We start from the raw sequence: 20322 nt of genomic DNA, 5'->3' as shown, positions 1-20322 counted from the left end.
CCCCGTCCACTCCCCCAGCACGACCTGCGCACAGCCGGCCAGCTCCACCTCCGCATAGGCGACAGCCGCCTTCGAGCATCGCTCCCCGAGCACGGATAGGTCGGTCACGAGAGAGATGAGCTTGTGGCAGGGGCCCGTGCCCAGACCTCCATCCGACGCCAGCTGGCCCCGTCCGTCTCGGCCCCTCTCCGAACCTCACCCCTGCGATGCAGGAGCTGAAGCGCATCGGCTGAACTCTCTCACGCGACAACTACCTTGACGCTCACCGGCAGTGGCCTCAGCCATGCGCGAGTTCGCCGCTTGGCTGATGCCACTACCGTGAGCACCCGAGGTCACGCCTCGATGTCGAACGCGAGTGACGCGCGCTCACCGGGCTCCACGTGCAGCAGGCCCTCACCGGTGGCCAGTGCTCCGGCGGCGGCCGTCCACGGCTCCACGCAGACGAAGTCCTTGCCGCGAAGGGTCCACACCACCAGCATCTTGAACTCCGGGCTCCACGACAGGTGCACGGGCCTCAAGCCCGGTCCACGTCCCAGAATCGTCCCCGGGCCCGAGTGGTCCCTCAGGTGCAGGTCCACCTCGTCCAGCGTCAGGTCGAACCCGGTGAAGGGCACCTCGCGCTTGTTCCGGTTGTCCCACGCGTGTGTCGCGTCCGTGTCCACCGTGGCCACGGCCTTCGCGGTGTCCGGCACCCAGAAGTACGGATGGAAGCCCAGGTGCAGGGGCAGGGGCCGCGTGTCGCGGTTCTCCACGTCGAAGTCCAACGTGAGCCGCGTGCCCACCAGCGAAAACGTCAGCTGCGCGTCGAAGGCCCACGGGAACTGGCGCAGCGTCTCCTCGGTGGAGGACAGCCCCAGCACCAGCAGCGAGTCCTCCGCCTGGCGCACGGTCCACGGCAGCCTGCGCGCGAAGCCGTGCTGCGACATCGTGAAGGACTTGCGGTCCGCCGGGTACGTGTCACCCGGAAGGGGCCCGGCGATGGGGAACAGCACGGGGATGCCACCGCGCACGTTCTTCGCCGGGTCCGCCACGGTGGCCTCGTCGAGGTAGAGCACCTCGTCGCCGTCCACCGTCATCCTCGAGACGAGGGCCCCGCGTGAAGGAATCACCTCCACGCGGCACCCACCGTCCACCAACGCGTACGTCTCCAACCCGGCGATGCCGGGGAACACTCGGCTCATACGAGCCTAGATACCCCCATCGTGGGGGTCGCTGTCCATGAAGGGATACGGCACCTTCACGGGCGGCGCGAAGTTCTCCTTCACCGTGCGAGGGCTGGTCCACCGGATGAGGTTGAGCAGTGAGCCCGCCTTGTCGTTGGTGCCCGACGCGCGCGAGCCGCCGAAGGGCTGCTGGCCCACCACCGCGCCCGTGGGCTTGTCGTTGATGTAGATGTTGCCCGCGGCGTGGCGCAGCTCGCTCATCGCCGTGTCGATGGCCTTCCTGTCACGGCCGAAGATGGCGCCCGTCAGCGCATACGTCGCGCTCTGGTCCACCTCGCGCAGCGTCTCCACGTACTTCGCGTCGGGATACACATACACGCCGACCAGCGGCGCGAAGATTTCCTCGCGCAGGATGCGGTGACGCGGGTTGGTGAGCTGCACCAGCGTGGGCTTGACGAACCAGCCTTCCTTCCGGTCCGCCTCGCCGCCCGCGACGATGCTCGCCTCGCCGTCCTGCTTCGCCAGGTCGATGTACGAGGAGACCTTCTTGAAGGACTTCTCGTCGATGACGGCGCCCATGAAGTTGCGGAAGTCCGTCACGTCGCCCATGCGGATGTCGCCGATGAGCCCCTGGAGGCGGGACTTGAGCTTGGGCCACAGGGACTCGGGCACGTAGACGCGGCTGGCCGCCGAGCACTTCTGCCCCTGGTACTCGAAGCCGCCCCGGACGATGGCCACCGCGAGCGCGTCCACGTCGTCCGCCGCCGACGCGTGCGCCACGATGAAGTCCTTGCCGCCCGTCTCTCCCACCAGTCGCGGGTACTGCTTGTACCTGCCGATGTTCTCTCCCACCGTCTTCCACATGGAGTTGAACGTCGGCGTGGAGCCGGTGAAGTGGATGCCGCCCAGATGGGGGCTCGCCAGCGTGGGGTTGCCCACGGTGGGGCCGTCGCCGTTGAGCATGTTGATGACGCCGTCGGGCAGGCCCGCCTCGCGCAGCAGCTCCATGAAGTACCAGGCGCTCAGCGCGGCCGTGGAGGACGGCTTGAACAGCACCACGTTGCCCATGATGGCGGGCGCGGTGCAGAGGTTCATCGCGATGGACGTGAAGTTGAACGGCGCCACCGCGAACACGAAGCCGTCCAGCGGACGGTAGTCCAGCATGTTCCACGTCTGCGGCGAGGACTCCGGCTGGATGGCGAGAATCTGCTCGGCGAAGTGGACGTTGTAGCGCAGGAAGTCGATGGCCTCGCACGCCGCGTCGATCTCCGCCTGGTGGGCCGTCTTGGACTGACCCAGCATGGTGGACGCGTTGATGAGCGGGCGGTAGCGCGTGGCGAGCAGCTCCGCGGCGCGCAAGAAGATGGCGGCGCGCGAGGTGAATGACATGCGCGCCCAGTCCTCCTTCACGGCCAGGGCGGCCTGGATGGCCTGCTCCACGTGGCTGGCGTCCGCCTCGTGCAGCGTGGCCAGCACATGCGAGTGCCGGTGCGGCATGCGGACGGTGTCCGTCTTGCCGCTGCGCACCTGCTTGCCGCCGATGAGCAGCGGGATGTCAATCTGCTCACCGGCCATGCGCTTGAGCGTGGCCTGGAGTTCACGGCGCTCGGGCGCACCGGGCGCGTAGGGCAGGATGGGCTCGTTTCGGGGAGCCGGGACGCGGGGGATGGCGTTGATCACGCGGAAGACCTCGGGACGGGGCGAAGAAAAAGGGCGGGCGAGCATTAACCAACCCGCTCCACCGGGGAAGCGTGGAAGCGGGCCGTCGTCAGCGCCCGGACACCCGCTGTCAACCCCCAGGCAGGCCGGGTATTTCCCACCACCCCGCCTGGCGGCTCATACCGCGCGAGGGGGGCACATTGACCGCGCGACACAGCGCGCGGTTACGATGGGGCATGCGCATCCCGCCCCCGAGCCCCGTGATGCCGCCTGTTCCTGGCCTCGTCGCCCTGGAAGAGGCGCTCCGGAAGGACCTCGAGCGGTTGGAGTATCCCCGGCGCTCCTGGGTGCTCCCGCGCCGCACCCGCGCCGGCAAGGCCGTGTTGGATGTCCTCATCATCGGCGGAGGGCAGAGCGGCCTCACCGCCGCCTTCGGGTTGATGCGCGAGAAGGTGCCGAACCTGCTCGTCGTCGATGACGGAGAGCAGGACCTCGCCGGACCGTGGAAGACCTTCGCGCGCATGCACACGCTGCGCACGCCCAAGCACCTCACCGGCCCCGACCACAACCTCCCCAACCTCTGCTTCCAGTCCTGGTTCGAGGCCCAGTACGGCGAGGCCGCCTGGACCTCCCTGGAGCGCATCCCCAAGGAGCTGTGGGCGGACTTCCTCGGGTGGTATCGGCGCACGCTGGGCATCCCCGTGCGCTGCCGCTCGCGCGCGGGTGCGCTGACGTGGAGCGCGGAGGACGACTGCTTCCAGGTGCCGCTGGAGGACCTGCGCACCGGGCAGGTCGAGGTGCTCCCTGCGCGAAAAATCGTGCTGGCCACGGGCATCGACGGCTCGGGACGCTGGGAAGTCCCGGCGGTGGTGGCGGGGCTGCCGCGCGAGCTGTACGCGCAGACGCGCGAGGACATCGACTTCGAGGCGCTCCGGGGGCGCAAGCTGGGCGTGCTCGGCGCGGGGGCCTCCGCGTTCGACAACGCCTCCGTCGCGCTGGAGCACGGCGCGGGCGAGGTGCACCTCTTCTACCGGCGCAAGACGCTGCCCACCGTCAACCCGTATCGCTGGGCGGAGTTCGTCGGCTTCCTCAAGCACCATGCGGACCTGCCCGACGCGGACAAGTGGCGCTTCATCCATCGCATCTTCGAGATGGGGCAACTGCCTCCCGCCGACACGTACCGCCGCGCCCGCGCGTATCCCCAGTTCCACCTGCACGCGGAGAGCCCGTGGGTGGGCGCCGAGGAAGTGGACGGGCAGGTCCGCGTCACCACGCCGCGGGGGCACTACACCTTCGACAAGCTCATCGTCGGCAGCGGCACCGTGACGGACCTCTCGCTGCGGCCGGAGCTGGCGAACCTGCACCAGGACATCGCGCTCTGGAAGGACCGCTTCACGCCGCCCTCGGGCCAGGCGCACACGGACCTGCTGCGTCATCCGTACCTGGGGCCCGGCTTCGAGTTGCAGGAGAAGCACCCGGGCCGCGCGCCGCATCTGGCGTCCATCTTCAACTACACCTTCGGGTGTCTGCTCTCGCTGGGCTTCGGTGGCGCGAGCATCTCTGGCATGAAGTACAGCCTGCCTCGACTGACGGCGGGCGTGACGCGGCAGCTCTACGTGGATGACCGGGACGCGTTCTTCAGCGCCCTGGAGTGCTTCGACGAGAAGGAATTCGAACCATGAGCAGTGGTGAGTTCGGGCTGCGCAGCCGTCGCGTCCTCGCGGCGGGAGGGATGCGCGAGGCCGTGGTGGTGGTGAAGGACGGACGGGTGGAGAAGGTGGCGGGGCCGGGAGAGGCCCTCGGGGCCCTGACGGTGACGGACGTGGGCAACCACGTGGTGATGCCCGGCGTGGTGGACTGCCACGCGCACATCAACGAGCCCGGCCGCACGGAGTGGGAAGGCTTCGCGACGGCCACGCGCGCCGCGGCGGCCGGAGGCATCACCACCGTCGTGGACATGCCGCTCAACTCGCTGCCGCCCACCACCACGCTGGAGGCGCTGAAGCTCAAGGCGAGCGCCGCGCGTGAGTCCAGTCAGGTGGACCACGGCTTCTGGGGCGGCGTGATTCCGGGCAACGCGAACGAGCTGGAGGCGCTCATCGACGCGGGGGTCGCGGGCTTCAAGTGCTTCCTGTGTCCCTCCGGCGTGGACGAGTTTCCCCCGGCGGACCGCGCGGTGCTCGACGTGGCGATGCCGATTCTCGCGCGGCGGGGCATTCCGCTCATCGTCCACGCGGAGCTGGAGTCTCCGCTGGCGGAGGCGGACGCGGGCGGCCCTCGCACGTACCGCGCCTATCTGGAGTCCCGGCCTCGACGCTGGGAGCAGGATGCCATCCGGATGATGGTGGAGCTGGCGCGTCAGCACCGCTGCCGGGTCCACATCGTCCATCTGTCGTCGGCGGATGCGCTGCCGTTGCTGGCGGACGCGCGCCGGGAGGGTCTGGATGTCTCGGTGGAGACGTGTCCGCACTACCTCAGCTTCACCGCCGAGGAAATCGAAGACGGGGCGACGCACTTCAAGTGCGCGCCACCCATCCGCGAGGCTGAGAACCGTGAGCGGCTCTGGGCCGGGCTGGCGCGGGGCGACATCGAGCTGGTCGTGTCGGACCACTCGCCCTGCACGCCGGCGCTGAAGCTCCTGGAGCGTGGCGACTTCAGCGCGGCGTGGGGCGGAATCGCGTCGCTCCAGCTCAGCCTGTCGGCCGTGTGGACGGAGGCGCGCAAGCGAGGACATGGCCTGGAGACCCTGGCGCGCTGGATGTGTGAAGCCCCGGCCCGGCTGGTGGGACTGCACGGCACGAAGGGGACGCTCGCGCCCGGCGCGGACGCGGACCTGCTGGTGTTCGACCCCGAGGCCACCTTCATCGTGGAGCCCACGCGGCTCCAGCACCGTCATCCCCTGACGCCGTACGCGGGCCGCACGCTCTCGGGCGTGGTGGAGACGACGTTCCTGCGCGGGATGAAAATCTACGAGCGAGGACAGCCGTTCCCTCGCCCGAGTGGAACCTGGGTGCGTCGCCCGTCCTCGGCGCGCATCGCCGCTTGAAGCCTCTGGAGAGTACACACCATGCATGCACCGGAAGAGGGGAAGCTGCGCGTCGGCTTCACCGAGCTCATCGATTTGGCCGCGGAGAAGGTTGGCGGCAAGGCCCTGCTGGCCAGTGACGAGTTCTTCGCCGGCAAGGAGAACCTGCTCAAGCCCGGCCGGGGCGTCTTCATCCCCGACAAGTACACCGAGCAGGGCAAGTGGATGGACGGCTGGGAGTCGCGCCGCAAGCGCGTGCCCGGCCACGACTGGTGCATCCTCCAGCTCGGCCTGCCCGGCGTGCTGCGCGGCGTGGACGTCGACACCAACCACTTCGTGGGCAACTTCCCCGAGTACGCCTCCGTGGATGCGCTGGAGGTCGAAGGCTCGCCCTCCGCGCAGTCGCTGGTGGACGCGAAGTGGACGCGCATCCTTCCACAGCTCCGGCTGCAGGGCGGCTCGCGCAACCTCTTCCCCATCCTGAGCGAGCAGCGCTGGACGCACCTGCGCCTCAACATCTACCCGGACGGCGGCGTCGCGCGTTTTCGCGTCCATGGCGAGGTGCGGCCGGACCTGACGCGGCTGACGCATGCGAATGGCTCGGTGGACCTGGCGGCGGCGGAGAACGGCGGCACGGTGTCCGCGTGCAACGACGCCTTCTTCGGGCCGAAGGACAACCTCATCCTGCCGGGCCGCGCCGCGAACATGGGCGAGGGCTGGGAGACGCGCCGCAAGCGCCTGCTGCCGGGCTTCGACTGGATTGTGGTGAAGCTGGCCGTCCCGGGCTCCGTGGAGCGCGTGGAGGTGGACACCGCGCACTACAAGGGCAACTTCCCGGAGAGCGCGTCCCTGGAGGGCATCACTCTGCGCGAGCCGGTGGTGGACTTCGCCAACGCGCATGACCTCGTCTGGACGGAGCTGCTGCCGCGCACGAAGCTGCAGGCGGACCACCGGCATTACTTCGAGTCCGAGCTGAAGGCGAAGGGGCCCTTCACCCACGTGCGGCTGAAAATCTTCCCCGACGGTGGTGTCAGCCGGCTGCGCGTCCACGGGCGGCCGGCATGAGCGCGCTGCACCGGCTCAACACGCTGGCCCCCGAGGCGGCCAGGGAGGAACTCTTGCGCTGCTGTGGCTCCTCGCGCTGGGTGGAGGCCATGGTGCGCGCGCGGCCCTTCCGTGACGTGGAGCACGTGTTGTCGGAGGCCGGGTGGTTGTGGGAGCAGACGGGGCCAAACGACTGGCAGGAGGCCTTCAAGCACCACCCGCGCATCGGGGATGTGTCCTCGCTGCGCGCGAAGTTCGCGTCCACCGCCACCTGGTCCTCGCAGGAGCAGGGCGGGGTGAACGGCGCCGCCGAGGCGGTGATTCAGGGCCTGGCCGACGGGAACAAGGCCTACGAGGAGCGCTTCGGCTTCATCTTCCTGGTCTGCGCGACGGGCAAGAGCGCGGAGGAGATGCTGGGGCTATTGCGCGCGCGCCTGGGCAATCCTCCGGACGAGGAGCTGCGCATCGCCGCTGGCGAGCAGGCGAAAATCACCCGCATCCGATTGGAGAAGCTGCTGGCGTCATGAGCACACTTTCCACCCATGTCCTCGACACGCACCGCGGCCGTCCGGCCGCTGGTGTTCCCATTGCCCTGGAAGTCCAGGTGTCCTCCGGCGAGTGGAAGGAGCTGGCTCGCGGCGTCACCAATGACGATGGTCGCGTGCGCGACTTCCTGCCCGCCGGCGCGCGCGTCGAGCCCGGCGTGTACCGGATGTCGTTCGACACCGGGACGTACTTCCACTCGCTTGGCGTGAAGGGGTTCTACCCGTCGGTGTCGGTGGTGTTCGAGCTGGCCGCGCCCGACGAGCACTACCACGTGCCCTTGCTGCTCAGCCCCTTCGGCTACTCCACGTACCGGGGGAGCTGAGGGGCTTCAGGCCTTGTTGGCGGCCTGCGCGGAGGCAGCGGCCTGGACGGGGCTGCTTCCGCGCCGCAGCAGGGCGTGGATTTCGGCGATGAGCAGCGCCGGCTTCACGGGCTTGACGAGATACGCGTCGGGCACGGGCAGGCTCGGGTCGCTGTCCGAGCGGGGCGCGTAGCCACTGACGAAGACGACGGGGATGTGCTGGAGCGTGGGCTCCTGGCGGCAGCGGCGGCACAGCTCGTAGCCGTCCATGCCCTCCATGTTCACATCCGAGAGGAGCAGGTCCGGCGGCTGGCTCAACGCCAACGCCAGCCCGGCCTCGCCATTGGCCGCCACGGCGCAGTCGAAGTCGCCGGACAGCAGGAGGCGCAGCGTCTCGCGCATCGTCCAGGAGTTTTCGACGATGAGGACCTTGGGCTTCACGATGCTCGGGCTCCTCCGGTGATGGTATCGGGCCCCGTGGGAGACGGCCTCGGGTGGAGCATCACCGCTCGGCGCCCGCCGTAGCAAGGGGTCCTCCCTCACCCCCAGACCCAGGTACAAGGTGGATGCCGACAGGTGCTCCCGGAGCGGTGCGTCGAGGGCAACTCCCCGGGTGGCGGAGCTTCACCAGTCCACGTCGGGATGCCTCCGGGTCGGAGCCTGGTCGCCGCGCGCGCGAGGGGACCTGCTCGGACGTGCACGCATCATCCCGCTCCACGCGCACGTGTTCCCGCAGGTAGCCCGGAGGGCGCGGGGATTGGATGCGTGGCCACCATGCTTCATGCCCGCGCGTCGTGTGGGTGTCGCCTGTCCGACGGGCGTGCGGAACTGACGGTGCGCTGGACTCGTGTTGGCGAATATCAGGCGGCCTGGTTCGGACGGCGGAGGAAAGGGGTTTCCCCCGTTCCAACGGAGTGTGTCCGATACATGGAAACGTGATATTCCATCGACTTCTGGATTCTGCCGACCTTCCGGTCCCGCCTTCGTGAGCGACGAAGAGAAGACAACCGTCCTTGACGAGCGCAGCCCTCCTCCGAGCTCGTGGGGGGACCGCATCCGCACGCCCGTCACCCTGCCAGGAGACGCGGCCGGAGCGCGCCGCTCGCTCGAAGTGGGGATGGTGGTGACGGGGCGCTACCGGGTGGAGGGACTGCTCGGTGAAGGCGGCATGGGCCGCATCTGGCTGGCGGAGGACCTGCACGAGAAGCGCAGGGTGGCGCTCAAGGAGATGCAGGTCCCCGCGGGGCTGACGGCGGGGAAGACGGAGGAGCTGGTGCTGATGTTCCGGCACGAGTTCTTCGCGATGAAGAAGCTCCAGCACCCGGGCACGCTGAAGGTGTTCGACTGGGGCATGACGGAGGCCGGCAACCGCTTCATCACGATGGAGGTGGTGGACGGGCAGGACCTGAGCACGCTGGCGCGCGAGGCGCCGCTGGACACGCGCACGCTGTACCGGGTCCTGCTGCAGATGGCGCAGGTGCTCGCGTTCATCCACTCGCGCCTGTACGTGCACTGCGACATCAAGGCGAGCAACGTGCGCATCACCCGCTCCGGCGCGGTGAAGCTGATGGACTTCGGGGTGATGCACCAGCTGGGCACTCCGAGCCCCGGCAAGCTCAAGGGCACGCTCGAGTACCTGGCCCCCGAGTGGCAGCGCGGCGCGAGCATCGACGGGCGCGCGGACCTCTACTCGCTGGGCGTCATGGCGTACTACCTGGTGACGCGCCGGCTGCCCTTCAAGCGCAACACCCCGGCGGCGCTGTTGGCGGACCACCTGACGCGGCCGCCGCCCCGTCCCTCCACGTTGTGTCCGGTGGACCCGCAGCTGGAGGAAATCATCCTGCTGTTGCTGGCGAAGGACCCGCGCGAGCGCTTCCAGGACGCGAGCGAGCTGATGGAGGCGCTCTGCCACGCCAGCGGTGAGCCGATGCCGGAGGAGCCCCTGTCGGCGCGCTCCAGCTACCTGCACGTGCCGGAGGTCGTCGGGCGCGCGGCGGAGCTGGAGGCGCTGATGAACGGGCTCGCGGAGGCGGACTGGGGACAGTCGCGCGCGGTGCTCCTGGGCGCGCCCGCGGGCGTGGGCAAGACGCGGCTGCTCCAGGAGTTCGAGCTGCAGGCGAAGCTCGCGGAGCTGCCCTTTGGCCGGGGACAGTGTCGCGCGGAGGGGCAGGCGCCGCTGACGCCGATTGCCCAGGCGCTGCGCGCGCTGATGCCACACACGCCGACGGAGGTGATGGAGCGGCTGTCCCCGCGCCTGTCTCGGCTGTTGCCCTCGCTGTCGTCGGCGGAGTCCGCGGGCGTGGCGCAGGTGCCCGGCGAGGAGAAGCTGGGGTTCTTCGGGGCGCTTGCGGAGTGGGTCCAGGCGCTCGGCAAGCGGATGACGTTCGTGTTGTGCTTCGAGGACCTCCACTGGGCGGACACCGCCTCGCTGGAGGTGCTCAACGTGCTGATTCGCGCGCTGCAGGGCACGCGCGGCATGGTGGTGGGCACGTTCCGCTCGGGAGAGCTGAGCCGGCTGAGCCTGGCGTTCCAGACGGTGGACGAGAAGCTCACCTGGCGCATGGACCTGGAGCCGCTGGCCGCCGAGCACGTGGGCACGCTGGTGGGCCTGGCGCTGCCGGGCCTGCAGGTCCCCGAGGGCTTCGTCGCGCGGCTGCATGAGACGACGGGGGGCAACGCCTTCTTCGCCACCGAGTGTCTGCGCGCGCTGGTGGAGGAGGGCGCGCTGACGCGCGTGGGCGGCCGGTGGACGGCGGAGGCGGGGCTGGACACCCGGCCCCTGCCCGAGAGCATCCAGGCCGTGGTGCTGGAGCGGTTGTCGTCCGCGCCCGTGGAGCAGGTGTCGCTCTTGCGCAGATTGGCTCCGGCGGGACGGAGCCTGGAGCTGCCCATGGTGCGGGCGCTGGCGGAGCTGCCGGAGTCGGAGCTGTTCGCCGTCCTGGACGGCATCGTCGAGCGGCAGTTCCTCCAGGAGGAAGAGGGCCGGTACGTCTTCACGCACGACACCGTGCACCAGGCCATCTACGACAGCACGCAGGACGAGGAGCGGCGGGCCGCGCATGCGCGGGTGGCGCTGGCGCTCCAGACGCTCTACTCGCAGCGGCCGGACCTGTCCCGCACGGTGGGCTGGCACTACCTGCGCTCGTCGGAGCCGGAGCTGGCCATTGGCCCGTTGCTGGACGCGGGCCGCGCGGCCATGGAGGCGCAGGCGCTGCTGGAGGCGACGCTGCTGTTGAAGGAGGCGTCCACGCTGCTGGAGGCCGCGCCGGACTTCCCTGGACGCGACCGGCTGCTGTTGCGCATCTGGGTGACGCTGGTGGAAGTGGGCTACGCGAGCGACCCGCCCAGCTCCCTGGCCTTCTCGGAAAAGCTCTTCGCGCACTGGGCGGCGACGGTGGACCTGGTGGAGGGACGGAGGCTCGCGCTGGCGCAGTTGGACGCGGCGTGCGCGGCGCCGGAGGACGAAAGGCCCGCGCGGCTGCGTGAGTTGTTCCGCGAGCGCGCGGCGGACGCGCAGTCGTCGCCCGAGGACATCTTCTGGAAGCAGGCGGAGCTGCGCATCCTCCAGGCCATGGCGCTGGCCATCGTCGGGCGCACGAAGGACCTGGACGTGCTGCTGGAGCGCGTGCGGGCGGAGCAGCCCGAGGTGTCGCCGTACCGGGCGGGCGCGTTGCTGGCTCCGGCGGTGCTCAGCGCGTACACGGGGCGCTCGGCGGGCGTGGTGGAGGCGCAGTTCGAGCAGCTCGCCCGGCTGCGGGGGATGCGCGAGGTGATGGGCCGGCTGCCGCGGCGCCTGGCCTGGGCGCTGGGCATGGGCGGCTACATGATGAACATGAACCTCGCGTTGCGCGGCGAACCGCTGGACGCCCAGGCGACGCGGGACGGCTACGCGGTGGCGGAGGCCCACGGCTTCACCGACGTGCGCGCGTTCCACCTGTTCTCCGTGGTGACTCGCGCGGCGTTCACGGGAGACGGCGCGGCCTTCGTCCCGGCCTTCACCGAGAAGACGGACCTGGTGCGCAGGCTGGGCAACCCCCGGTTGATGGAGCGCAACCTGGCCATCTTCACGCCGCCCTACTACCTGGAGCGCGGCGAGCACGAGCATGTGGCCGCCGTGGTGGCGCGCGCGGAGTCGCTGGCGCGGGTGCTCCCGGAGGACCGGTGGTTGCAGTGCCACGTGCAGACGTATCAGGCGTGTCGGGACGTGCTCTTCGAGGACGCGGCGGCGGTGCGTCAGTCGTTGCCCCGGGCCCTGGTCTCCGCGCGCGAGGGCGGCATCCGGATGGAGACGCTGCTGCGCGTCTACCAGTCCCGCTTCGAGCGGGAGCAGGGGAACCTGGAGGCCGCGCGCGAGGCGGCACAGACGGCGCTCTCCCGCGCGGTGGACCCGGTGCTGGCGAATCCCTGGGATGAAGTGCTGGCGCGGCGCGCGATGGCCGTGCTGCTGCCGGGCGAGGAAGGGTTCACGCACCTGCGTCGCGCGCTGGCGCTGGCGGAGCTGACGGGCAACGTGCTGCAGGTGGGGCTCGTGCATCTGGCGCTCGCGGAGCGTGCGGTGTCCGCGGACGCGGCCGTTGTGGAGCTGGAGGCGGCGGAGGCGGCCTTCACGGAGGTGCGGGCGTCCAACCTGCTCGCGCAGGCGACGTCGCTGCGAGGGGCGCTCCAGCGGAGCGCGGAGTCCCGGCAGAGCGCCTGAACGCGGGTCGAGGCGACGTCGCTGCGAGGGGCGCTCCAGCGGAGCGCGGAGTCCCGGCAGAGCGCCCTGAGCGCGGGTCGAGGCGACGTCGCTGCGAGGGGCGCTCCAGCGGAGCGCGGAGTCCCGGCAGAGCGCCCTGATCGCGGGTCGAGGCGACGTCGCCTTCGAGCGCGCTTCAGCGCGGAGGCGACACGGTGTGCCTGAGGGAACTCCCGCGTTGGTGCGTGAGCCCTCCCCCATGCGTGAGGTGTTCGGGGACCCCGAGGCGCACTCGAGCAGTCGCTCTTTCCGCCAAGCTCCCCCGAGAACGCGGTGCGCGAGGGCGTTAGAGTTCCGCCCATGGCCCTCGCACCCCTGCGCTTCTGTTTCGACTATCTGTCTCCCTACGCCTATCTCGCGTGGACGCGCATGCCCGCGCTCGCCGCCCGCCATGGTCGCGTGGTGGAGCCCGTGCCGGTGCTACTCGCCGCCGTGCTCAACGCCACTGGCAACATCGGCCCGGCCGAGGTTCCCGCCAAGCGTGGCTACGTCTTCAAGCACACCTTCCGCATCGCTCACGAGCTGGGCGTACCCTTTGGCCCACCCCCCACGCACCCCTTCGTCCCGCTGCTCCCCCTGCGCGTGACGGCCGCGGTGGACGACCTGGAGGCGCGCGGCCGGCTGGTGTCCGCCCTCTACGCTGAGGTCTGGGGCGGAGGGAAGGGCGCCGAGTCGCCCGAGCAGGTGGCCGTGGCCATCCAGGCCGCCGGGCTGGACGCCCCCACGCTGCTCGCCGCCGCCCAGCGGCAGGACATCAAGGACCGTGTGCGCCGGAACACGGACGAGGCCATCGCCGCGGGTGCGTTCGGCGTGCCCACCATCTTCGCGGACGGGGAGCTGTTCTTCGGCGTGGACTCGCTGGGCCACCTGGAGCGCTTCCTCCGGGGCGAGGACCCGCTGGCGTCGGTGGACCTGGCCCGGTGGAAGGATTTGCCGGCCACCGCGTCCCGACGCTGAAGGGGGGCCCTGGGAGCGCCGGTTTCCGCTAGGGTGCCCCGGGTGGATGGGCCGCTGGTCGCCCGCCACGTTCCCAGGTGCTCACCGCATGAACGTTCTCGCCGAGCTGGGCATCGTCGTCGCTGGCCTCGTGCTCGCCATCGTCCTGCTGGCGCTCAACTTCTGGCGCGCCATCCTCTTCCTGTTCCCCCACAGCGTCCGCGTGGAGCCGGAGGCCCCGGCCGACCAGATGGACATCCCCTTGGAGCTGGCCCAACTGGCCATCCAGCTCCAGGGCCTGGGCTTCGTGGCGCTCGGCAGTCACGAGGAGAAGCCCCGCCTGCGGAAGGCCACGCTCTCCTACGACTGGGCCCACCCCATCGAGCGGGTCTTCGCCACCATCTACCAGACCCCGGACGGCGAGCCCCGGCTCTACTTCCTCACCCCCCTGGCGCCGGAAGGCTTCGTCATCACCGCCGGTTATCGCCGCCCCGCCCTGGACGTCCCCGGGGTGTACCGGAGCGGTTCACTGGCGGACGCTTCGCCCGAGCGCCTGCTGCGCGCCCACCTGCGCCGCATGGAGGGCGTCACGCCCGCCGGGGACTTCTCCTGGGAAGGTCGGGTGGAGGCCGGGCGTTCCTGGTACCGCGGGCTCGGCCGGAAGGAGATACGTCGGCAGAACCTGCAAGGGCTGTTGTGGACGGTGATGGCGCTTGCCATCGTCGCCAGCGCCTTCCTGGGGCGGCGCGCGTCCTGAATCCCCGCCACCCCGTCACTGCGCGCGTGCACCGCGCGCCCCTTGAGAGTAGGTAGACGAGCACCATGAAGAGCGTGTCCAAGACCGAGGAAATCTTCTTTCTTTCCGGCAAGCGCACCCCGTTCGGGACCTATGGCGGCAGCCTGAAGGACCTCAGCGCCACCGACCTCGCCGTGGAATCGGCGAAGGCCGCCTTCGCCCAGGCGAAGGTGTCCCCGGAGCTCGTGCAGCACGTCGTGTACGGCAACGTGGTGCAGACGAGCGCGGATGCCATCTATCTGCCCCGCCACGTGGGCCTGCGCACGGGCGTTCCCATCGCCGTGCCCGCGCTGGGCGTCAACCGGCTGTGTGGCTCCGGCTTCCAGGCCTTCACCACCGCCGCGGAGCTGATGCTCACCGAGCAGGCGAGCTGCGTGCTCGCCGGTGGCACCGAGTCCATGAGCCAGGCGCCCCACGTCATCCGGGGCGCGCGCTGGGGCCTGCCCCTGGGCAAGGGCAACCTGGAGGACATGCTCTGGACGGCGCTGACGGACAGCTACACCGGCCAGCCCATGGCCATGACGGCCGAGCAGCTCGCGATGGACTACTCGCTCACGCAGGATCAGGTGGACGAGTACGCGGTGCTCACCCAGAAGCGCTTCGCCGCCGCGCAGGAGGCGGGCCGCTTCCAGGACGAAATCGCGCCCGTGACGCTCAAGGGCAAGAAGGGCGACACCGTCTTCGCCAGGGACGAGCACAACCGTCCGGAGACGACGGTGGAGGGGCTGCGCAAGCTGCCCAAGGTCTTCAAGAAGGACGGCGTGGTGCACGCGGGCGCCGCCAGCGGCATCTGCGACGGCGCGGGCAGCATGGTGATGGCCACGCGGAGCTTCGTGGAGAAGCATGGCCTGAAGCCCATCGCCCGGCTGGTGAACTGGGGCGTGTCCGGGTGTGACCCCAAGGTGATGGGTATCGGTCCCGCGCCCGCCATCCGCCAGTTGCTGGAGCGCGCGCAGGCGAAGCTCGCCGACGTGGACCTGTTCGAGGTGAACGAGGCCTTCGCGCCGCAGTACCTGGCGGTGGAGAAGGAGCTGGGCCTGCCGCGCGAGCAGACCAACGTCAATGGCGGCGCCATCGCCGTGGGGCACCCGCTGGGCGCTTCTGGCGCGCGCATCACCACCACGCTTGTCTATGAGCTCAAGCGCCGTGGTGGACGCTATGGTATCGGCTCCGCCTGCATTGGCGGCGGCCAGGGCATCGCGGTGCTGGTCGAGGCGCTCTGATGCCTGCACACGACTTCCAACCGGGACGCGAGATGAGCAACGAGGTGGACGCGAAGACGGCCCGTGAGCGGGCCAAGGCCATCGCCGAGCAGCGCCGCGCGGAGCGCCGCAACCGCAAGCGCAAGTGCGTGGTGTGCGGCGTGGAGGAGAGCGACAAGACGCCGCTCACCGCCCACCCGGAAGGCATTGGCCCGGCCTGCAAGGACGAGGTCTCCTGCCAGAGCCGCAGGGCCGCCGCGGGGCGGTGAATTTCCTGGGGCCTCGCGTCAGTGGACGCGCGAGGCTCCTGGCCCGCAAAGCGCCGGTGTCGGCTGCGCGACTGTGGGAGATGTGCCCCTGGACGTGGGGCCGGGCCTGGGTGGCCCGGATTCGCCCGAGGCCGGTAAATCGGGCCCGTTTCTTGATAGCGGAATCGTCTCGGGGTAAACGTCCAGAATCTCAGCTTGAGACTTGAGACGAGGGTCGGAATGGGCGTTACGAGCTTCACGGGAGTCAAGGTGTTCTCCACCACGCTCGCGCGTGATCGCGAGAACATGGGTGAGAACATCACCAAGTGGCTCAAGGAGAATTTGAACAACGTCGACGTGGTGGACAAGGTGGTGACCCAGTCCTCGGACAAGGAGTTCCACTGTCTGACCATCACGATTTTCTACCGCGCGAAGGCCTGACTCGTCGGCCAGCAACGCGCGGAGTCGATGTGCGAGGGCGCTCTCCCGGGACCGGGTGGGGCGCCCTTCGTCGTTTGGGGTTGCGAAGCGGAGAGGGTTCCACCACCTTTGGTCGGCTGTTGAGCCCGTAGTGGAGGATTGAATGCGACCGATGCGCAGCTTCGGCGGCAGGGGTGGCGGAGGCTGGGGTCTGCCCGGTCTGGAGTCCATGTCGTCCAAGCTGGCGGTGGGGTTGGTCGCGGGGTCCGTTCTGTACCTGCTGCTGCGCTACCAGGGGGCCACGCAGGGCGTGTTGCTGCTGCTGTCGCCCAACACCGTCTTCGGCAACCTCTTCCTCTGGCAGCCGCTCACCTACGGCTTCATCGAGAGCGAGCCCATCAGCATCCTCTTCGGAGCGTTGCTGCTGTGGAGCATCGGCGGCTCGCTGGAGAGCTCCTGGGGCTCGAAGCGGCTGCTCATGGTGGCGGTGGGCTGCACGGCGCTCGCGGGCTACGTGCTCGGCGTGGTGGGCCTCTTCATGCCGCTGCCCATGGGGTACCAGGGCGGCTGGGTGATGGGCACGGTGCTCTGGGTCGCCTACGGCCTGTCGATGGGCCGGGGGCAGACGAACTTCTGGGGCATCCCGCTGTCGGGCAACGCGTTCGCCGGCATTGGCGCGGGCTTCGTCGTGCTGCGCATCCTCACGGCGGGCCTGGCCAGCCAGCTGCCGCACGTCATCGCGATGGTGCTGGTGTTCGCCTACGTGCGCGGCGCCAGCCCCAAGCGGTTCATGCTGCACTTCCAGCACTGGCGTCTGCAGCGTCAGCTGCGAGGCAGGTCCAAGCACCTGAACGTGGTGCCCAAGGACAAGGACCGGCCGGACCGGGATCAGTTCCTCAACTGACCCCCGTCGTGCCGTGCCTCAGTGGGCCGCCTCCGGGTGGCCGTACTGCTTGAGCTTCCGGTAGAGCGTGGCCACGCCGATGTCGAGCTGCTCGGCGGTGCGCGCCCGGTTGCCCGCGTTCTGCGCCAGCACCGCGAGGATGTAGTCCTTCTCCATGTCCTCGAGCCGGCGCGGGTTGCCGGCGGGGATGAGGCTGGGCGGCGCGGCGCGCACTTCCTCGGGCAGGTCATCGCGCTCCACGCGGCTGCCCTCGCACAGGGCCACCGCGCGCTCCAGCGCGTTGCCCAGCTCGCGCACGTTGCCCGGCCAGTCGTAGCGCAGGAGCTGGTCCGCCGCGTCGGGCGCGAGTCCGGACACCTTGCGGCCCAGGCGCTCCGCGGCCTCGGCGAGCAGCAGCCGGGCCAGGGGCAGGATGTCCTCGCGCCGCTCACGCAGCGGAGGGATGCGCAGCTCGATGACGCGCAGGCGGTAGTAGAGGTCCTGGCGGAAGCGGCCCGTGCGCACCTCCTCGCTCAAGTCGCGGTTGGTGGCGGCCACCACGCGCACGTCCACCTTGCGGCTGGTGTTCTCGCCCACGCGCCGGACTTCCTTCTCCTGGAGCGCGCGCAAAAGCTTGGCCTGCATGGAGGCCGGCACCTCGCCCACCTCGTCCAGGAAGAGGGTGCCGCCGTGCGCGGCCTCGAAGAGTCCGGGCCTGTCGTTCGTCGCGCCGGTGAAGGCGCCGCGCGCATGGCCGAACAGCTCGCTCTCCAGCAGGCTCTCCGTGACGGCCGCGCAGTTGACGGCGATGAAGGCCTTGTGCGCGCGCGTGGACTCGTCGTGGATGAGGCGGGCGATGCGCTCCTTGCCCACGCCGCTCTCTCCGGTGACGAGCACCGTGGAGTCCACCTTCGCCGCGCGGCGCCCCAGGTTGATGACGCGCAGCATGGCCTCCGCGCGCGCCACCATGCCCGCCGGGTCCTCCGTCACGCCCGCGCGCGCCAGCGACTGCCGCTTCGCGCGCAGCTTGCGCTCGGCCTGCTTCAGCGCGTCCGTCACCTGGCCCAGCACGCCCTCCATGCACTGCGTTTCATAGAAGCGCAGCACCTCCTTGCACTCGGTGCTCCACTCCTCGGAAGGACGGCCGACGATGTGGCACGCCGCGTCCCCCTGGCCCACGCAGCGCACCTCCGTGCAGTAGATTTCCCGCCCGTTGACGTAGCTCATGTAGCCGGACGCGAAGCCGGTGAGGCTCCAGCACACCGGGTGGTCCGCGCGGCCCAGGTGCAGCAGGTGCTGCTCGGCTTCATACGAGTCGCGCCACTGCGCCTCGGCGAAGGGCTCCGGGCCCTCCTCGGGCTTGCGCTCCACGCGCTCCACCCGCACCTGCCCTTGCAGCGTGTGCAGCCGTCCGCCCGCGCGGCGCCACAGCGACTCGTCCTTCCACGGCACCGCGCCCTTCATCGCCTCCGCGGTGCGCCAGCCGTGCGCGTAGCCCAGCCGCGTGAAGATGCCGCGCGCGGCCGTCACCCCCATCAGCTCCACCAGCTCCTTGCGCAACAGCCCCAGCGCCACCGGGTCCATGAGGAGCACCCGCTGCCCCGCGAAGTGGATGAGTCCGCCCCCTGGCTCGAAGGACAGCAGCTCCCCCAGCTCCAACGCGTCGAATGGCCCCGCCACGGTGTCCCGCTCCCTTCCAAAGTGATGTCTCTCTCTATCGTTTTGAGAGGCTCCGCGCACGCAAGGATGTTGAGAAGTCGTTATTTCAAGGGGTTGGAATGAGCTGGGCCCTGGTCCTGGGGTTGCAGTAGAAGGCCCCCATCATGGGAGACGGACTGGACAGGCGGGAGGTCTTGCAGGGCGCGGCGGCGGCCGGCGTGGCGGGCGTCCTGGGCGCTGGCTCGAAGGGCGGACGGGCTGCCGCGCTCTTCGTGTCGCACGGCTCGCCCATGGTGGCGCTGGACGCGGATGCGTATCCGCGCGCGCTGAAGACCTTTGGCGACGGCGTGGCGACGGCGCGGGCCGTCGTCGTGGTGTCCGCGCACTGGGAGACGCCGGGCGAGGTGCGCGTCACCGCGAGCGCGAAGCCTCCGCTCGTCTATGACTTCTCCGGCTTTCCGGAGGCGCTGTACCGGCTGCGGTACGCGGCGCCGGGCGCACCGGACGTGGCCTCCGACGTGGTGGCCCGATTGGGCGCGGCGGGGCTGAAGGCCGTCGCGGATACGGAGCGCGGCCTGGACCACGGTGCGTGGGTACCGCTGCTTCATACGTTTCCACAGGCAACGTTGCCGGTGGTGCAGGTGTCGATGCCGCTGGGCGCGAGCGCGGCGGACGTGGCGAAGATGGGCGAGGCCTTGCGGCCGCTGCGCGCCGAAGGCGTGCTGTTGATGGGAAGTGGTGGCATCGTCCACAACCTGCGCCGTGTGAATTTCCATCAGAAGGATGCGTCCCCGGAGCCGTGGGCGCAGTCCTTCGACACCTGGGTGGCGCAGAAGCTGGAGGCGCGGGATTTCGTGGGCCTCCAGTCATGGTTGGATGCACCGAATGCGAAGCTCGCGCATCCGAGAGCCGAGCATTTGTTGCCGCTGTACTTCGTCCTCGGAGCGGCCCTCCCCGAAGACCGTCTCACTTCAGTTTTCGAGGGCTTCCATCACGGAACCTTGTCCATGCGCAGCTTCGCGCTGCGCGCCTGAACCCGTAGTTCATCGAGGAGCACACCCCTATGAAGACGACCCTGAAGAGCGCGATTGCCCTGCTGGTGGCCCTGCCGTCCCTCGCCCTGGCTTCCACGTGGGACGTTGACACGGCCCACTCCGGCGCCGAGTTCTCCGTGAAGCACATGATGGTGACGAACGTGAAGGGCTCCTTCGGCAACGTGAAGGGCACCATCAACCTGGACGACAAGGACATCACCAAGTCCACCGTCGAGGCCACCATCGACGCGACGACCATCAACACGAACAACGCCAAGCGCGATGAGCACCTGAAGGCGCCGGACTTCTTTGACACGGCGAAGTTCCCGACCATCACCTTCAAGTCCACGAAGGTGGAGAAGGCGGGCGAGGGCAAGCTGAAGGTCACCGGCAACCTGACCATGCACGGCGTCACCAAGCCCGTCGTCCTGGACGTCACGGGCCCGACGAAGGAGTCGAAGGACCCCTGGGGCAACACCCGCACGGGCGTGGAGGCCACCACGAAGCTGAACCGCAAGGACTTCGGCCTGACCTACAACCAGGCGCTGGAGACGGGCGGCGTGGCGGTCGGTGAGGAAGTCACCGTGAACCTGGACCTGGCTCTGACGAAGAAGGCGGACGCCGCGGCTCCTGCCCCGGCGAAGAAGTAGTCGTCGCTTCGTTCATCGACG

18 protein-coding genes are annotated in these 20322 nt (G+C 69.7%); 14 read left to right on the top strand and 4 right to left on the bottom strand.

Features of this window, described 5'->3' with window-relative positions; translation table 11 throughout:
* Positions 1 to 332: 332 nt before the first annotated feature.
* Positions 333 to 1181: an aldose epimerase gene (locus HUA78_RS05450; protein ID WP_174475783.1), complete on the bottom strand. Its 849-nt coding sequence runs from the start codon at positions 1179 to 1181 to the stop codon at positions 333 to 335.
* A gap of 6 nt (positions 1182 to 1187) precedes the next feature.
* Positions 1188 to 2843 (bottom strand): L-glutamate gamma-semialdehyde dehydrogenase, encoded by a 1656-nt coding sequence (pruA, locus tag HUA78_RS05445; protein ID WP_141640760.1) that lies wholly within the window; start codon positions 2841 to 2843, stop codon positions 1188 to 1190.
* A gap of 215 nt (positions 2844 to 3058) precedes the next feature.
* On the opposite strand from pruA, the gene HUA78_RS05440 reads away from it, so the two are divergent.
* From HUA78_RS05440 to uraH, 5 genes are read left to right on the top strand one after another with little or no spacing between them, the layout of a single operon-like run.
* Positions 3059 to 4504, top strand: coding sequence for an FAD-dependent oxidoreductase (locus HUA78_RS05440; protein WP_174475782.1), 1446 nt, complete (start codon positions 3059 to 3061; stop codon positions 4502 to 4504).
* Positions 4501 to 5868, top strand: coding sequence for an allantoinase AllB (gene allB, locus HUA78_RS05435; RefSeq protein WP_174475781.1), 1368 nt, complete (start codon positions 4501 to 4503; stop codon positions 5866 to 5868). The genes HUA78_RS05440 and allB overlap by 4 nt, the downstream gene beginning before the upstream one ends.
* Positions 5869 to 5889: 21 nt before the next feature.
* Entirely contained in the window at positions 5890 to 6912 is a 1023-nt protein-coding gene (alc, locus tag HUA78_RS05430) for an allantoicase (RefSeq protein ID WP_174475780.1), read from the top strand.
* Positions 6909 to 7418: a 2-oxo-4-hydroxy-4-carboxy-5-ureidoimidazoline decarboxylase gene (gene uraD / locus HUA78_RS05425; RefSeq protein WP_174475779.1), complete on the top strand. Its 510-nt coding sequence runs from the start codon at positions 6909 to 6911 to the stop codon at positions 7416 to 7418. Before alc ends, uraD begins: the two co-directional genes overlap by 4 nt.
* Positions 7415 to 7759, top strand: a complete 345-nt coding sequence (uraH, locus tag HUA78_RS05420) for a hydroxyisourate hydrolase (protein WP_174475778.1) — start codon at positions 7415 to 7417, stop codon at positions 7757 to 7759. The genes uraD and uraH overlap by 4 nt, the downstream gene beginning before the upstream one ends.
* A gap of 6 nt (positions 7760 to 7765) precedes the next feature.
* On the opposite strand, the gene HUA78_RS05415 is transcribed toward uraH, so the two are convergent.
* A complete protein-coding gene (locus HUA78_RS05415) occupies positions 7766 to 8179 on the bottom strand; it encodes a response regulator (RefSeq protein ID WP_174457512.1) in 414 nt (137 codons plus the stop codon).
* A gap of 676 nt (positions 8180 to 8855) precedes the next feature.
* Between HUA78_RS05415 and HUA78_RS05410 the strand changes: the two genes are divergently transcribed.
* From HUA78_RS05410 to HUA78_RS05380, 7 genes are all read left to right on the top strand, one after another.
* Positions 8856 to 12434 carry a protein kinase gene (locus HUA78_RS05410; RefSeq protein WP_217442374.1) on the top strand — a complete coding sequence of 1193 codons (3579 nt, stop codon included), beginning with the start codon at positions 8856 to 8858 and terminating at the stop codon, positions 12432 to 12434.
* A gap of 339 nt (positions 12435 to 12773) precedes the next feature.
* Entirely contained in the window at positions 12774 to 13430 is a 657-nt protein-coding gene (locus HUA78_RS05405; RefSeq protein ID WP_174457511.1) for a 2-hydroxychromene-2-carboxylate isomerase, read from the top strand.
* 88 nt (positions 13431 to 13518) lie between these two features.
* The gene (locus HUA78_RS05400) at positions 13519 to 14166 is read left to right on the top strand and encodes a hypothetical protein (protein ID WP_174475777.1); all 648 of its coding nucleotides are present in this window, start codon (positions 13519 to 13521) and stop codon (positions 14164 to 14166) included.
* A 65-nt stretch (positions 14167 to 14231) separates the two neighbouring features.
* Positions 14232 to 15428 carry an acetyl-CoA C-acetyltransferase gene (locus HUA78_RS05395; protein ID WP_174475776.1) on the top strand — a complete coding sequence of 399 codons (1197 nt, stop codon included), beginning with the start codon at positions 14232 to 14234 and terminating at the stop codon, positions 15426 to 15428.
* Between the two features lie 32 nt (positions 15429 to 15460).
* A complete protein-coding gene (locus tag HUA78_RS05390; RefSeq protein ID WP_141640758.1) occupies positions 15461 to 15676 on the top strand; it encodes a hypothetical protein in 216 nt (71 codons plus the stop codon).
* Positions 15677 to 15895: 219 nt separating this feature from the next.
* A complete protein-coding gene (locus HUA78_RS05385) occupies positions 15896 to 16096 on the top strand; it encodes a hypothetical protein (RefSeq protein ID WP_141640730.1) in 201 nt (66 codons plus the stop codon).
* Between the two features lie 142 nt (positions 16097 to 16238).
* Positions 16239 to 16979, top strand: coding sequence for a DUF1751 domain-containing protein (locus HUA78_RS05380; RefSeq protein WP_174475775.1), 741 nt, complete (start codon positions 16239 to 16241; stop codon positions 16977 to 16979).
* An 18-nt stretch (positions 16980 to 16997) separates the two neighbouring features.
* Here the strand turns inward: HUA78_RS05380 and HUA78_RS05375 are convergent, their stop codons facing one another.
* Positions 16998 to 18638 carry a sigma-54-dependent Fis family transcriptional regulator gene (locus tag HUA78_RS05375; protein WP_141640728.1) on the bottom strand — a complete coding sequence of 547 codons (1641 nt, stop codon included), beginning with the start codon at positions 18636 to 18638 and terminating at the stop codon, positions 16998 to 17000.
* A gap of 143 nt (positions 18639 to 18781) precedes the next feature.
* Here HUA78_RS05375 and HUA78_RS05370 point away from each other — a divergent pair, with 143 nt between their 5' ends.
* Positions 18782 to 19651, top strand: coding sequence for a dioxygenase (locus HUA78_RS05370; protein WP_174457508.1), 870 nt, complete (start codon positions 18782 to 18784; stop codon positions 19649 to 19651).
* A gap of 29 nt (positions 19652 to 19680) precedes the next feature.
* Positions 19681 to 20301: a YceI family protein gene (locus tag HUA78_RS05365; RefSeq protein ID WP_141640726.1), complete on the top strand. Its 621-nt coding sequence runs from the start codon at positions 19681 to 19683 to the stop codon at positions 20299 to 20301.
* Positions 20302 to 20322 lie beyond the last annotated feature (21 nt).

It is taken from the genome of Myxococcus sp. CA033 (assembly GCF_013336625.1).
GTDB lineage: Bacteria > Myxococcota > Myxococcia > Myxococcales > Myxococcaceae > Myxococcus > Myxococcus llanfairpwllgwyngyllgogerychwyrndrobwllllantysiliogogogochensis.
Note: the sequence above shows the minus strand (reverse complement) of the source record. Positions and strands in the feature narration are given on the sequence as shown.

Coding starts and splice junctions, on each gene's coding strand:
- HUA78_RS05365 (WP_141640726.1), top strand. CDS start 19,681: ATGAAGACGACCCTGAAGAGCGCGATTGCCCTGCTGGTGGCCCTGCCG.
- alc (WP_174475780.1), top strand. CDS start 5,890: ATGCATGCACCGGAAGAGGGGAAGCTGCGCGTCGGCTTCACCGAGCTC.
- uraD (WP_174475779.1), top strand. CDS start 6,909: ATGAGCGCGCTGCACCGGCTCAACACGCTGGCCCCCGAGGCGGCCAGG.
- HUA78_RS05370 (WP_174457508.1), top strand. CDS start 18,782: ATGGGAGACGGACTGGACAGGCGGGAGGTCTTGCAGGGCGCGGCGGCG.
- HUA78_RS05390 (WP_141640758.1), top strand. CDS start 15,461: ATGAGCAACGAGGTGGACGCGAAGACGGCCCGTGAGCGGGCCAAGGCC.
- HUA78_RS05395 (WP_174475776.1), top strand. CDS start 14,232: ATGAAGAGCGTGTCCAAGACCGAGGAAATCTTCTTTCTTTCCGGCAAG.
- HUA78_RS05400 (WP_174475777.1), top strand. CDS start 13,519: ATGAACGTTCTCGCCGAGCTGGGCATCGTCGTCGCTGGCCTCGTGCTC.
- HUA78_RS05405 (WP_174457511.1), top strand. CDS start 12,774: ATGGCCCTCGCACCCCTGCGCTTCTGTTTCGACTATCTGTCTCCCTAC.
- HUA78_RS05450 (WP_174475783.1), bottom strand. CDS start 1,181: ATGAGCCGAGTGTTCCCCGGCATCGCCGGGTTGGAGACGTACGCGTTG.
- HUA78_RS05385 (WP_141640730.1), top strand. CDS start 15,896: ATGGGCGTTACGAGCTTCACGGGAGTCAAGGTGTTCTCCACCACGCTC.
- uraH (WP_174475778.1), top strand. CDS start 7,415: ATGAGCACACTTTCCACCCATGTCCTCGACACGCACCGCGGCCGTCCG.
- HUA78_RS05410 (WP_217442374.1), top strand. CDS start 8,856: ATGGTGGTGACGGGGCGCTACCGGGTGGAGGGACTGCTCGGTGAAGGC.
- HUA78_RS05440 (WP_174475782.1), top strand. CDS start 3,059: ATGCGCATCCCGCCCCCGAGCCCCGTGATGCCGCCTGTTCCTGGCCTC.
- HUA78_RS05380 (WP_174475775.1), top strand. CDS start 16,239: ATGCGACCGATGCGCAGCTTCGGCGGCAGGGGTGGCGGAGGCTGGGGT.
- allB (WP_174475781.1), top strand. CDS start 4,501: ATGAGCAGTGGTGAGTTCGGGCTGCGCAGCCGTCGCGTCCTCGCGGCG.